Annotated in this window: 10 protein-coding genes; 2 read left to right on the top strand and 8 right to left on the bottom strand. The window is 73.4% G+C overall.

Translation table 11 applies throughout. The annotated features are described in order from the left end of the window. Positions 1–144 precede the first annotated feature (144 nt). Positions 145–1,047, bottom strand: coding sequence for an aminoglycoside phosphotransferase family protein (locus OG309_RS20055; RefSeq protein ID WP_329422702.1), 903 nt, complete (start codon positions 1,045–1,047; stop codon positions 145–147). 9 nt (positions 1,048–1,056) lie between these two features. Further along, a complete protein-coding gene (locus tag OG309_RS20050; RefSeq protein WP_329422701.1) occupies positions 1,057–1,773 on the bottom strand; it encodes a DsbA family protein in 717 nt (238 codons plus the stop codon). A gap of 154 nt (positions 1,774–1,927) precedes the next feature. Between OG309_RS20050 and OG309_RS20045 the strand changes: the two genes are divergently transcribed. Continuing rightward, complete coding sequence (locus OG309_RS20045; protein ID WP_329422699.1) at positions 1,928–3,316, top strand: NAD(P)/FAD-dependent oxidoreductase; 1,389 nt, start codon at positions 1,928–1,930, stop codon at positions 3,314–3,316. Positions 3,317–3,399: 83 nt separating this feature from the next. Here the strand turns inward: OG309_RS20045 and OG309_RS20040 are convergent, their stop codons facing one another. The 6 genes from OG309_RS20040 to OG309_RS20015 form a co-directional block, all read right to left on the bottom strand. Continuing rightward, positions 3,400–4,539 carry a branched-chain amino acid aminotransferase gene (locus tag OG309_RS20040; protein WP_329422697.1) on the bottom strand — a complete coding sequence of 380 codons (1,140 nt, stop codon included), beginning with the start codon at positions 4,537–4,539 and terminating at the stop codon, positions 3,400–3,402. Next, the gene (locus tag OG309_RS20035) at positions 4,536–5,795 is read right to left on the bottom strand and encodes a cytochrome P450 (protein WP_329422695.1); all 1,260 of its coding nucleotides are present in this window, start codon (positions 5,793–5,795) and stop codon (positions 4,536–4,538) included. The genes OG309_RS20040 and OG309_RS20035 overlap by 4 nt, the downstream gene beginning before the upstream one ends. 73 nt (positions 5,796–5,868) lie before the next feature. Next, entirely contained in the window at positions 5,869–7,917 is a 2,049-nt protein-coding gene (locus OG309_RS20030; RefSeq protein ID WP_329422693.1) for an amino acid adenylation domain-containing protein, read from the bottom strand. A 192-nt stretch (positions 7,918–8,109) separates the two neighbouring features. Beyond that, positions 8,110–8,742 carry a TOPRIM nucleotidyl transferase/hydrolase domain-containing protein gene (locus OG309_RS20025; protein WP_329422691.1) on the bottom strand — a complete coding sequence of 211 codons (633 nt, stop codon included), beginning with the start codon at positions 8,740–8,742 and terminating at the stop codon, positions 8,110–8,112. A 200-nt stretch (positions 8,743–8,942) separates the two neighbouring features. Then, positions 8,943–10,655 carry a DUF885 domain-containing protein gene (locus tag OG309_RS20020; RefSeq protein ID WP_329422690.1) on the bottom strand — a complete coding sequence of 571 codons (1,713 nt, stop codon included), beginning with the start codon at positions 10,653–10,655 and terminating at the stop codon, positions 8,943–8,945. A 268-nt stretch (positions 10,656–10,923) separates the two neighbouring features. Beyond that, positions 10,924–11,946 (bottom strand): NAD(P)-binding domain-containing protein, encoded by a 1,023-nt coding sequence (locus OG309_RS20015; RefSeq protein WP_329422688.1) that lies wholly within the window; start codon positions 11,944–11,946, stop codon positions 10,924–10,926. 89 nt (positions 11,947–12,035) lie between these two features. Here OG309_RS20015 and OG309_RS20010 point away from each other — a divergent pair, with 89 nt between their 5' ends. Further along, positions 12,036–12,800 carry a thioesterase II family protein gene (locus OG309_RS20010; protein WP_329422687.1) on the top strand — a complete coding sequence of 255 codons (765 nt, stop codon included), beginning with the start codon at positions 12,036–12,038 and terminating at the stop codon, positions 12,798–12,800. The last annotated feature ends 6 nt before the right edge of the window (positions 12,801–12,806 follow it).

Here is a 12,806-nt window from a genome sequence, read left to right as displayed (position 1 = left end):
GCGTCCGGGACAGGAGTGACCAGGTCGTGGGCACCTGATCGGGAGGTCCTGGTCAGTCCTGGTCAGGTGGTCCCGGTCAGGTGGTCCCGATCCGGTGGTCCCGATCCGGTGGTCCCGATCCGGTGGCCCCATCAGGTGGCCCGGTCAGGAGCCCCTCGTCAGGAGGGTCCGGGCGATGGAGACCTGGTTCGGGGCGAGGGACGGTTCGCCGTCCTCCACGTCCCACAGGGCGTTCTGCAGCACCCGGCCCAGCGTCCAGGCGCGGGCGCGGGTCCGGTCCAGGTCCAGGCGGTCGGTGAGGAGGTCGAAGCGCCACAGGGTCTCCGCCGGGTCCGGGTTCCACAGGTCCGTGAGGGCGGGGAGCAGGTCGAAGCCGGGGTCGCCGGAGAGGGGCTTCGGGTCGATGGACAGCCAGGGGGCGCGTTCGGCGGCCAGGATGTTGTCGTAGTGCAGGTCCCAGTGGAGGAGGCGGTCGCCCGGTTCGGGGAGGACGTCCCGTACCGCCGCCGCGCAGGTGGTGAGGAGGGCCGCGTCGTCGGGGGCCAGCCGCGCCGCCGCGGCGGGTGTGTCCGCCAGCATGCGGGTCGCCACCGCGGACAGGGTGCGGAGGCCCGCCGGGGCCTGGGGGGAGGTGAGGGTGGCCAGGAGGTCGGCCAGGACGCGGACCGCCTCCCGGGGGTCCGGGTGGGTCGACAGGTGGGTGGGCGGGTGCGGCGGCGGACCGGCGCGTTCCAGGAGCATCGTGCCCGTCTCGGGGTCGTGGTCCAGGAGGCGGACCGAGCCGTCGCCGTTCCACACGCGCAGGGCTTCCGCCTCGCCCTCGCTCTCCTCGTCCAGGAGCTGCAGCTTGAGGACCGCGGGGGTGCCGGCCTTGCGGACGGGGAGGACGAGGGACGCCACGCCGTGCATCGCCTCGCCCGTCACGTCCAGGTCCCAGCGGTCCAGGAAGGTCTCCGTCAGGGCCGGCAGCGCGGCGACGAACGCGCGGCCCGCCGCCCCGTTGTACTTCGCCTGCGACGCAGCCAGTTCCTCGGGTACGTGGATCACGCCCCGAGCCTAGACACCGGCGTCGCGCAGCGCCTCCGAGAATCGGTGGGCGTCGTAGAGGCCGTTGCCCGCGGGGAGCGGCTCGCCGTCGACCAGCACGGTGGGGGTGCCGCCCACGCCCGCGTCCTCGAAGGCCTTCTCCGCGGCGCCCACCCACTCCTCGTACGTGTTCTCCCGGACCGCCTCGTCGAACGCCGCGCCCCGCAGCCCCGGCACCTGGTCGGCGATCTCCAGGAGGTGGTCCGGGGAGTAGGCGTCCTTCGACGATTCCGAGGGCCGGCTCGCGAACAGGGCCGCCTGGTACGTCGCGAACTTCCCCGGGCCCGCCTCCGCCGCCGCCCGCAGCGCGTTCGCCGCCCGCGCCGACGCCGTGCCGCCCGTGCGCGCGTCCAGGAACGACGCGATCACGTACTCGACCCGCACCTTCCCGGACGCCGCCTCGTCCGCGAGGACCGTTCCGGCGGCCTCCTCGAACTTCGCGCAGTAGCTGCAGCGCGGATCGACGAAAACCGTCACGGTGTGCGGGGCCTTCGGCTGTCCGACCACGATGCGCGGGCCGTCGACGGCCGCCGGAAGGGCCGACAGGGCCTGGGCGCGTTCCGGCGCGCTCGCCTCCACGGCGGCCGACGCCCGGCCCGAACCCTGCGAACAGGCCGTTCCCGCAAGGCCGATGGCGGCGACGGCCAGCACCGCCGCGACCGCCCGCCGGGTCCCGCGTACACGCATGGCAAGGTCCTTCCGCGAAGGGCTACAGGCGACGAAATCCGTACCCCCGAACGTAAGCGCCGCCCCGGCGACCGGGACCCCGCGAAAGGCCCGTGTTCACGGGACCAAAGGCCCTGTAGCCTCCCGCGCACGGACCCGGAAGCAGGGATGGACAATGAGCACGATCAACGGCGGGATCTCGTTCTGGTACGCCCAGGAGGGCGCCCCCGCGCCCCGCGAACCGCTGCCCGGCGACGCCACCGCCGACGTCTGCATCGTCGGCGGCGGGTACACCGGCCTGTGGACCGCGTACTACCTCAAGAAGGCCGTCCCCTTCCTGAACATCACCGTCCTCGAGGCCAAGTTCTGCGGCTACGGCGCCTCCGGCCGCAACGGTGGCTGGCTCTACAACGGGATCGCCGGCCGCGACCGCTACGCCAAGCTGCACGGCCACGACGCCGCCGTCCGCCTCCAGCACGCCATGAACGCCACCGTCACCGAGGTCATCGACGTCTGCGCCGCCGAGGGCATCGACGCCGACCTGCACCGCGGCGGCGTCCTGGAGGTCGCCCTCTCCCCCGCCCAGCTCGCCCGCCTCAAGGACTTCCACGCCGGCGAGCTCGCCTTCGGCGAGAAGGACCGGGAGCTGTACGGGGCGCGCGGGACCGCCGAGCGGATCCGGGTCGCCGGGGCCGTCGGGTCCAGCTGGACGCCGCACGGCGCACGGCTCCACCCGGTCAAGCTGGTCAAGGGGCTCGCCGACGCCGTGGAGGCGCTGGGCGTCACGATCCACGAGTCCACCCCGGTCACCGAGATCCGCCCGAAGCACGCCGTCACCCCGTACGGCACGGTCCGCGCCCCGTACGTGCTGCGCTGCACCGAGGGCTTCACCGCTTCCCTCGCCGGGCAGCGCCGCACCTGGCTCCCGATGAACTCCTCCATGATCGCCACCGAGCCGCTGAGCGACGCCCAGTGGGAGTCCATCGGCTGGAACGGCCTGGAGACCCTCGGCGACATGGCGCACGCCTACATGTACGCCCAGCGCACCGCCGACGGGCGGATCGCGCTCGGCGGGCGGGGCGTCCCCTACCGCTTCGGGTCGAAGACCGACAACGACGGGCGCACCCAGCCGCAGACCATCGAGGCCCTGCGCGAGATCCTGGTGCGCTTCTTCCCGCAGCTCGCCGGGGTCGGGATCGAGCACGCCTGGTCCGGCGTCCTCGGCGTGCCCCGCGACTGGTGCGCCACCGTCACCCTGGACCGCTCCACCGGCCTCGGCTGGGCCGGCGGCTACGTCGGCTCCGGCGTCGCCACCACCAACCTCGCCGCCCGCACGCTGCGCGACCTCATCCAGCAGGACTCCGGCCAGTCGGGCGCCACCGAGCTGACCGAGCTGCCCTGGGTCAACCACAAGGTGCGCAAGTGGGAGCCCGAGCCGCTGCGCTGGCTCGGGGTCCAGACGATGTACGCGGCCTTCCGCGGCGCCGACCGGCGCGAGGCCACCGGGCACAGCGCCGCCACCGACCCGGTGGCCACCTTCGCCAACCGGGTCAGCGGGCGCTGAGAGGGCGGACGGAGCTCCCGCCCGGCGGCCCTGGTCTCGCAGGCCCGCCGGCGGGAACCCGCCCTATCCGTACGGGAGTTCCCTCACGTCAGCCGGTACAGCCACCCGTGCCGGTCCTCGGTCACGCCCTCGTGCAGCGCCACCAGGTGGTCCCGCACGCGCTGGGCGACCGGTCCCGGCGCGCCGCCGTTGACGAGGAACTCGCCGGCCGCGTGCTTGACCGTGCCGACCGGGGTGATCGTCGCGGCGGTGCCGCAGGCGAAGACCTCGGTGAGCTCGCCGGACTCCGCCGCCTTCTCCCACTCCTCGACGGAGACCCGCCGCTCCTCCACCCCGTACCCGAGGTCCCGGGCCAGCGTGAGGATCGAGTCGCGGGTGACGCCGGGCAGCAGCGAGCCGCTGAGCTGCGGGGTGACCAGGCGGGCGGTGGGGCCGGAGCCGAAGACGAAGAAGAGGTTCATCGCCCCCATCTCCTCCACCCAGCGCCGCTCCACCGCGTCCAGCCAGACGACCTGGTCGCAGCCGTGCTCGGCGGCCAGGCGCTGCGGGGCGAGCGTCCCGGCGTAGTTGGCGGCGGCCTTCACCGCGCCCGTGCCGCCGGCCGCGGCCCGGACGTGGTCCTCGGACAGCCAGACGCTGACCGGCTTGACGCCGCCGGTGAAGTACGAGCCGGCGGGCATCGCCATGAGGACGTACAGGTACTCGGTCGCCGCCGCCACCGTCAGCTCGGTGGAGGTGGCGATCATCAGCGGGCGCAGGTAGAGCGAGCGACCGGCGCCTTCGGGCACCCAGCGCGCGTCCCGGGCGAGCAGCTCCCGCATCGACTCCAGGAACAGCTCCTCGGGCAGTTCCGGCATCGCCAGGCGCCGGGCGGACGCCTGGAAGCGGCGCGCGTTGGCGTCCGGGCGGAAGGCCGCCACCGAGCCGTCGGGCTGCCGGTACACCTTGAGGCCCTCGAAGATGGCCTGCCCGTAGTGCAGGACGGAGGCGGTGGGCGCGAGCGCCAGTGCCTCGTAGGGGCGGACGGACGCGCCGTGCCAGCCCTGCTCGCGGGTGTGCTCGATGGTCACCATGTGGTCGGTGACGTACTTGCCGAACCCCGGGTCGGCGAGGACCTCGGCGACCCGCTCCGGGCTCGCCGGTGCGGGGTGCGGGATCCGGTCGAAGGCCGGTGCCGCGGCTCCGGCGGGCGCGCCGGGCGCGGCGACGGTCACCTGGGTCATTTCGCCGACAGCCTCTCGGTGCGCCTGGTCGCCACGAGCGGGAGGTGCTTCATGCCCGCGATGAAGTTCGAGTGCAGGTGCTGCGGCTCGCCCGCGACCTCGAACCCGGAGAACTGGTCGAGGAGTTCCTCGAACAGCTCGTGCAGCGCGATCCGGGCGACCGCGTGGCCGACGCAGTAGTGCGGGCCGACGCCGAAGGCCAGGTGGTTGCGGGGGTCGCGGCGGATGTCGAACTCGTACGGGTCGGGGAAGACCCCGGCGTCCCGGTTGGCCGAGCCGATCCAGGCGGCGACGGGCTCGCCCTGGCGGATGGTGACCCCGCTCAGTTCGACGTCCGTCTTGGCGTAGCGGATGAAGTGGCTGGCCGGGGAGGACCAGCGCAGCGCCTCGTTGATGCCGCTGTCGAAGAGCTCGGGGTGGGCGGCCCAGTCGGCGTACTTGCCGTCCTTGGCCAGCTCGACCATGGCCGCGTTCGGGACGTGCGGGGTGGTGACGTTGGCGCCGAGCAGGAGGCTGTAGCAGTTGGAGACGATCTCGCCCGGGCGCAGCTTGCGGCCGTCCTCCATCTCCATGGTGCGCAGCACGTCGATGAGGTCGCCGTTGCCCTCGCCCTTGCGCCGGCTCATCGACTGCTCGAAGGCGGCGAAGAGTTCGCGGTGGGCGCGCTGGAGGGTGACCTCGCCGCCCTCGGGCATGACGAACTCCGGGTCGTCCGGGGCGATCGCCTGGCTGGTGAGGAAGGTCAGCTGCGGCCAGTCCTCGCGGTCGAGGCCCATGAGGGTGCCGGTGACCGCCATCGGGAGCTGTCCGACGACCTCGGCGAAGTCGAACTCCTCGCCTTCCGGGATGCCGGCGAGGAGGCGGTTGGCCTCTTCGCGGATCTGGTCGCGGTGGCGCTCCAGGACCTTGCTGTTGAGGGCGCGCTGGACCGGGGAGCGCATCTTGGTGTGGCGCGGCGGGTCGGTCGCCGGAAGCTGCTTGCGGCTCGCGGGGTCCTTCTTGCCGAGCAGGTTGAGCAGGGTGCCGTGCTCGGAGGTGAAGACGCGGTGGTCCTTCAGGACCTTCGTGACGTCCTCGAAGGTGGTCGCCGACCAGTAGCCCAGGCGTTCGTCGACCTGCTGCCAGCACACGGGCTCGCGCTCGCGCATGGCGTGCCAGATGGCGTGCGGGTCGCCCACGCCGTGCTCGTGGGGGTCGACGAGGTCGAAGTCCTTCAGGTCGACGGGCTTCTGTTCGGCCGGCCGGGTCAGTTTCATCGGTCTTCCCTTCCTGAACGGGGTCCTGCGTCGGGCGTGCGGTGCCGTGCGATGTCGGGGGTGGCCGCGGGGCTCATCCGGCCGCCGGTCCGGCGCCGGCGGGCGCCGTCGACGGGGACGACTCGACGAGGTCGGCGAGTCCGGCCACGGTGGGGTTCTCGTAGAAGAGGCGGGTCGCCGGTACGTCGACGGAGAGCGCCTTGCGGATCTGGCTGAGCAGGTCGGTGGCGATCAGCGAGTTGCCGCCCAGCTCGAAGAAGTCGTCGTGGACGCCGACCAGTTCGACGCCGAGGACGTCGGCGACGAGGTCGGCGAGCAGGCCCTCGACGGGGGTGCGCGGCGGCTCGTACTCGTCCTCGACCTCGCGCGGGTTGAGGTCGGGCGCGGGCAGCGACCGGCGGTCGATCTTGCCGTTGCGGGTGAGCGGGAGGCGGCCCATGACCACGATCGAGGTGGGGTTCATGTGGCGGGGCAGCCGGGCCCGGAGGGCGACGCGCAGGTCGAGCACGAGGGTCTCGTCGTCGCCTTCGGGGACGACGTACGCGACGAGGGTCTTGCCGCCCTGCGGGCCGTCCTCGCGGACGATCACGACGGCTTCCTTGACGCCCGGCTGGCCGGACAGCGCGGCGACGATCTCGCCGAGCTCGACGCGGTAGCCGCCGACCTTGACCTGGTCGTCGGAGCGGCCGCGGAACTCCAGGGCGCCGTCGGGGCCGACGCGGACGACGTCGCCGATGCTGTACATGCGCTCGCCGGAGCCGTTCGGGTCGGGCAGGAAGGTCTCGGCGGTCTTGCGGACGTCGCCGAGGTAGCCGCGGGCGAGGCCTTCGCCGGTGGTGTAGAGCTGGCCCCACTCGCCCTCGGGGACGGGCCGCAGCTTCTCGTCGAGGACGAGGATGCCGGTGCCGGCGACGGCGCGGCCGATCGGGACGGTCTCGCCGACCGGCTCCTTCACGATGTGGCAGGTGGTGAAGCAGGTGTTCTCGGTGGGCCCGTACCCGTTGACCAGGCGGATGTGCGGGTGGGTCGCGCGGACCCGGTTGATGTGGGCGGGCGACAGGACGTCGCCGCCGGCCAGCAGCTGGCGCACGCCGGCGAGGTCGTCGAGGTGTCCGTCGACCATGCGGTGGAAGAGGCCGGTGGTGAGCCAGAGGGTGGTGACGCCCTCGCGCTTGACGCAGGCCGCGAGGTCGGACAGGGACAGCGTGCCGGGCTCGTGGATGACGAGCCGGCCACCGTTGAGGAGCGCGCCCCAGATCTCGAAGGCGGCCGGGTCGAAGGTGAGCGCGCACAGCTGCAGGAAGGTCTCGCCGGGGCCGAAGTCGGCGTAGTCGCCGTCCCGGACGAGCCGGGAGACGCCCTGGTGCGTGACGCTGACGCCCTTGGGGCGGCCGGTCGAGCCGGAGGTGTAGCAGACGTACGCGAGGCTGTCGGCCGCGTTGCGCGCGGCGGGCGGCTCGGCGTCGGCGGGCAGGGCGGGGTCGGCGGGCTCGTCGGCGCGCACCACCGTGACGTCGAGCTCGGGTATGCGGTCGGCCAGCGGGCCGTGGGTGAGCAGGACGCGGGCGCCGGCCCGGTCCAGCATGTAGGCGAAACGCTCCTGCGGCTCGTCCGGGTGTACCGGCAGATAGGCGCCGCCGGCCTTCAGGATGGCGACGAGCGAGATCACCATCTCGAAGGAGCGCTCGAAGCAGACGCCGACGACGCTCTCCTCGCCGACCCCGACGGCCCGCAGCCGCAGCGCCAGCTCGTCGGCCCTGGAGTCGAGTTCGGCGTACGTGAGGTCCTCGCCCAGGAAGCGGAGGGCGACCGCGTCGGGGCGGAGCCTGACCTGGTCCGCGAAGCGCTCGGTGACCGTGCCGAAGTCCCGCGCCGCCGCGTCGGCCGCGACGGCGCCGGCCCCTCGGGCGCCGACCCGCTCCATCTGAGCGGACAGCGAACTCGGCCTGATGTCGTCCCAGTTGGCCTCGACGTGGTCCAGGCACTCGGTGCGTCCCGCGGGGCCGAACGCGGTGTCCCAGCCGTCCGGCACCTCGGCGAACCCGGGCCACAGCGCGTGCTGGTTCTCGGCGTTGACGACCACGCGGTACGTGACGTCCTGCTCTTCGGTCAGGTTGCTCATTGTCCGTCCTCTGGAAGTCTCTCTGCGGGCAACTGCGGGCAACTGCGCGCGCACTTTCTCAGTGGTCCTGGGGCCCGGCGCCCGTGAGCACCGGCCTGCGGTCCCGCGGGGGACCGTGACAAATCCGCCGGAGATCCGGGGCGTTCCGTCGAGACGGACGCCGCCGGTCCGGTGAGGGGCGTCGCCCGGCGCTCAGAGGATGTCGAAGAGGCCGGCGAGTGGAGCGGGTACGCGGTCGGGGGTGAGGGCCTGGACGAGCACCCGGCCGTAGTGGATCTTGCGCCCCTTCTTCGTGCCGAAGAAGCGCCGCAGCTGCTGCTGCGCGGTGCGGTCCCGCTGCGCGGGCTGCTGGAGGAAGGTCTCCAGAGGGCGCTGGTCGCCCTCCTCGCGGATGAGCTCCTTGACCAGGTCCACGCCGAGCGCGCGGATCAGCTCGTCCTCCAGGTCCGCCGCGCACACGAAGTAGTCCCGGGGGTCGGCACCGGCCCGCGCCCAGCCGCGCTCGTAGAAGTCGCGCTCCTGCTCGTCGCAGAGTCCGGTCAGGTGCAGCCGCAGCCCGGACGGCCCGAGGAACCGGGCGTACTGTCCCACGCCCATCGCCCCGCCCATCGGCAGGACGCAGATCCCCTCGCCCACCAGGTCACGGCCCAGCTTCTCGGCCAGCGTGTTGACGGCGTTGACGTCGCTCGGGCCTTCGAGCAGGACCGCGGTCCTGACGGGCAGCTCCTCGGCCAGCTCGGCCGCGAGGTCACGCGCCCGCTCGTCACCGGGGCCACCGCCCGCCCAGGCCGTGACCGCCTCACGGAACGAGGTCATGTCAGCCATGGGACTCCTTCGCCGTGGAGAGCGATGCTGCCGCGTGATCATAGACCCCGCGGGTGACGGACGCCGTGGCACACGCCCCCGTCCTCACCGTGCTCTGCCTTCCGCATGATCCGCCCCCGTGCGCATGCGTACGTCCTTTCCACGATCCGTTCGAGACACCGCCGGACACCGCCGGACCCGCCTCACACCGTCTGACACCCTCAAAGACCGGCCAGTTCCTCCTGGAGGTCCCGGAGCCCCAGCGGGCCCAGCGACAGCGCGGACATGTGCCAGGCCTTCAGGTCGAGGCGCTCCCCGCGGGCCGCGTGGGCGGCCTCGGCCGCTGCCCGGCCGTCCAGCCAGGCGCGTTCGCCCAGCTTGTACGAGATGGCCTGCCCGGGCAGGCCGAGGTAGCGCCCGATCTCGCTGTCCACGAAACCGGGCGTCTGCCCGCTGTGCAGGGCCAGGAACTCCTTGGCCAGCGCGGGGGTCCAGGTCCGGCCGGCGCCGACCGGCGAGTCCTCGGGGATCCGGAGCGCCAGGTGCGCGCCGATGTCGAGGACGACGCGGAGGGCGCGCAGCATCTGCCAGTCGAGGAAGCCGAGCCGGTCGCCCGCGGTGGGCAGGTGGCCGAGCTCGTCCATCAGGCGCTCCGCGTACATGGCCCAGCCCTCGGTGCAGGCGTCGATGCCCCCGACGGTGGTCTGGTACGTCGAGAGGCTGTCCGCGAGGTGCCGCCACTGGGCGAGCTGGAGGTGGTGGCCGGGCACGCCCTCGTGGTGCCAGACGCTGCGCAGGCTCCACAGCGGGAAGCGGGTGCGCCCCTGGGTCGGCAGCCAGGTCCGGCCGGGGCGGGAGAAGTCGACGCTGGGCGCGGTGTAGTAGGCGGCGGAGCCGCTGCCGGCCGGGGCGATGGCGGCCTCCACCACGCGTACCGGCGGGGCCAGGTCGAAGAGGGTTCCGTCGAGGTCGGCGAGGGCCTGGTCCATCCAGCCCTGGAGCCGCAGCCGGATCGCCTCGACGCCCTCCTCGGCCTCGCCGTGAGCGTCGAGGTGGCGCATCGCCTCGCGCACCCCGACCCCGGGGCGTACCCGCTCGGCCTCGGCGCGCATCTCGTCGCGGATCCTGCGGTACTCGGCCCAGCCCCACGCGTAGGTCTCGTGCAGGTCGGGCTCGGCGCCGGTCCAGAAGCGGGCCCAGGTGCGGTAGCGGTCGGCGCCCACGCCGTCCGGGCGGCCCTCGGTCCGGGGCAGGTAGGCGTCCCGGAGCCAGTCGCGCAGCTCCGCGGTGGCGGCGACGGCCCGGGTCGCCGCGCCGTCCAGGGCGGAGCGCAGCGGGGCCGGGGCGTCGGCGTCGGCGCAGAAGCCGGCGTACCAGCCGCGCCCGTCGCCGTCGCGCACCCAGGCGTCGAGCTGGCCGGCGATCACGTGGACCTGGGCCGGGGCGGCGACGAAACGGTCCTTCTCCAGGTTCCCGGTGAGGGACTCGCGGAAGCCGGCGAGGGTGTCGGGCACCCGGTCCATCCGCTCGGCGACGTGGGCCCAGTCGTCCGCGTCGCCGGTCGGCATCATCTGGAAGACGCCCTGGACGCGCTGCTGGAGGCCGTAGACGTTGACGACCTCGCGCAGGTACTCGTCGTCGGTGCCGAGGGCCAGGTCGGCTTCGAGGCGCTCGCGCAGCAGGCGCCCGCAGCGGCGTTCCACGTCGCTCAGGGCTCCTGCGGAGCGCTCGGCCCGGTCCAGCTCCCGCAGGGTCGTGCGGGACAGTCCGTCCAGGGCGGCGCGGCCGTCCGGCGAGAGGTCGGGCATCTCGCCGCGTGCCGCCGGTACACCGAGGAAGGCGGCGGTGCCCGGGTCCAGGCGGGCGAGCCCGTCGACGTACGCGTCGGCCACCTCGCGCACGGCGCGCGGTCCGGTCGGCATGTCGTTGTCCATCGTCCCCCACCTCACCATGCGTCGGTCGGTCACCGGCCTGTTCGGGACGCGGTGTCTCACCTCGAAGTCGTGCGGCGGACCCCCCGGCCGCGGCAGGTGGGAATGGTGCGCACTCACCTGCCGACCAACGGATCATGGCGCGAAGGGCCCGACCCCGTCAATCATCACGTGGCCGCCGCCGGGGCCGGCCGGAGTCCCAACTGTCTTGGTTTTCCGGGACATTCACCGATCTTCCGGTGAGGGCCCGGACCGGCCTCGACGGCCCCGCTCACCGGGGAAGGAGCACTCCCGTGCCCGCCTCGCGGGCCGCCGCGTGGACCCGCGCCGCGAGGGCCACGTCGTGGACGCCCATGCCGAACGGATTGATCACCGTGCGGTCGGCGGCGCCGATCGGGCGGGTGTAGCCGCCGGACAGCAGGGTGGCGAGATCCGCGTCGACCGGCCGGGCGCCCGGGGCCGTGGTGCCGGGCGCCGTGGCGCGGCCGGCCTGCGCCAGACGCCCGAGCAGCCGGGTGTCGTCCTCGCTCACCAGGTGCCAGTCGTCGACGAACAGGTGGTCCGCGCCGAGCAGGACGTCCTCGTCGGCGTCGTCCAGGGACACGTTGACGAAGACGGAGCCCTCCGGCAGCCAGGCGAGGGGCACGTACGAGGTGGTGGTCGTCGTCGCGGCGATGGTGACCGGCGCCGAGCGGACGGCCGCCTCCGGGTCCGTGACGGTCTCGACCTCGATCCCGGGCAGCGAGGCCCGCAGCTCCTCGGCGAAGGCCTCGGCCCGGCCGGGCGACAGGTCGTAGGCGACCACCGACTTCACCGCGCCGCGGGCGGCCAGCAGGTCGAGGTGGGTGCGCCCCTGGCGCCCGCAGCCGAGCAGCGCCACCCGGTCCACCGTGGACAGCGGGCGGACGGCCCGCAGCGCCGCCAGGGAGACCGCGGCGGTGCGCAGGGCGCTGATCCGGGCGCCCTCCATGAGGCACACCGGGGCGGCGGTCTCCGGGTCGTACAGCACGATCAGCCCGGCCGCGCGGGGCAGGCCGCGGTCCACGTTGCCGATGCAGGCGTTGATGATCTTGCTGCCGTAGTTGCCCTCGTGCCGGGCGGGCAGGATGAGGCTGCGGGCCGCGGTCCCGTCCGGGGCGGTCCAGCGCAGCGCCGCCTCGGGGGCCACCCCGGAGCGCCCCGCCCGCACGCCGAGGAAGGCCTCGGTGACGACTTCGAGCGGGTCGATCCGCTCGCACAGCTCGGCGACGGTCGCCCCGTCGAGGTAGCGCAGCGGGGTGGTCAGATCCTGCATGACATTCGTCCTTTCTCGGTCTTTCTCCGTACGGGCCAAGGCAGTTGAGTCCTTGAAGCGTCCAGCCGACTTCGCTTACGGTCGTCCGCATGACTGATCGAGCGCCCCGTCCCAAGAAGCCGCCGCGCTGGCTGCTGCGCCGCCCGGACCCGGAGGCCGCGGCCCGCCTCTTCCTGTTCCCCTACTCGGGCTGCGGCGCCTCGATGTACCAGGCCTGGCCGCGCCGGATCGGCGCGATCGACGTCTGCCTGATCCAGCCGCCCGCCCGGCAGAACCGCATCGCCGAGCCGCACTACGGCACGTACGAGAACATGGCGGAGGGGCTCATCGAGTACCTGACGCCCTACCTGGACCGCCCGTTCGCGTTCTTCGGGCACTGCGGCGGAGCGCTTCCCGGGGTCGAGGTGACCCGGCAGCTCGCCGCCGCCGGCCTGCCGCTGCCCACCCGGATCTACGTCTCGTCCCAGGTCGCCCCCCAGGACGGCCCGTACGGGCGCCTGCTGGAGCTGGACCGGGACGGGCTGCGCACCGAACTCGAGCACATCATCGTGAACCTCGGCGGCGAGCCCAGCGGGCCGCTCCTGGAGACCGGCCTCGAAGTGCTCGTCAACGACATCGACGCCAACAAGCTCTACGCGCCCGGCCTGTTCACCCTGCCGGCCGGGATCACCTCGATCGGCTGGACCGAGGACCCCGAGATCCCCTCGAAGCTCATGGGCGGCTGGCAGGACACCACGGCGGACCACCGGTTCGTCGAACTCCCCGGCGGACACTTCGAGTTCCTCTCCGCGCCGGAGTCCCTGCTCGCCGAGATCCGCCGGGACTTCGGCGACGTGGCCGAGCTCCCGGCGTAGCGCCTG

Source organism: Streptomyces sp. NBC_01268, assembly GCF_036240795.1.
Classification (GTDB): domain Bacteria; phylum Actinomycetota; class Actinomycetes; order Streptomycetales; family Streptomycetaceae; genus Streptomyces.
The sequence above is the reverse complement of the archived record's forward strand: the minus strand, read 5'-3'. Positions and strand labels throughout refer to the sequence as shown.

Bases quoted from the DNA above. Each gene is read 5' to 3' on its own strand.
- OG309_RS20050 (WP_329422701.1), bottom strand. From the start codon at position 1,773: ATGCGTGTACGCGGGACCCGGCGGGCGGTCGCGGCGGTGCTGGCCGTC.
- OG309_RS20045 (WP_329422699.1), top strand. From the start codon at position 1,928: ATGAGCACGATCAACGGCGGGATCTCGTTCTGGTACGCCCAGGAGGGC.
- OG309_RS20040 (WP_329422697.1), bottom strand. From the start codon at position 4,539: ATGACCCAGGTGACCGTCGCCGCGCCCGGCGCGCCCGCCGGAGCCGCG.
- OG309_RS20035 (WP_329422695.1), bottom strand. From the start codon at position 5,795: ATGAAACTGACCCGGCCGGCCGAACAGAAGCCCGTCGACCTGAAGGAC.
- OG309_RS20030 (WP_329422693.1), bottom strand. From the start codon at position 7,917: ATGAGCAACCTGACCGAAGAGCAGGACGTCACGTACCGCGTGGTCGTC.
- OG309_RS20025 (WP_329422691.1), bottom strand. From the start codon at position 8,742: ATGGCTGACATGACCTCGTTCCGTGAGGCGGTCACGGCCTGGGCGGGC.
- OG309_RS20020 (WP_329422690.1), bottom strand. From the start codon at position 10,655: ATGGACAACGACATGCCGACCGGACCGCGCGCCGTGCGCGAGGTGGCC.
- OG309_RS20015 (WP_329422688.1), bottom strand. From the start codon at position 11,946: ATGCAGGATCTGACCACCCCGCTGCGCTACCTCGACGGGGCGACCGTC.
- OG309_RS20010 (WP_329422687.1), top strand. From the start codon at position 12,036: ATGACTGATCGAGCGCCCCGTCCCAAGAAGCCGCCGCGCTGGCTGCTG.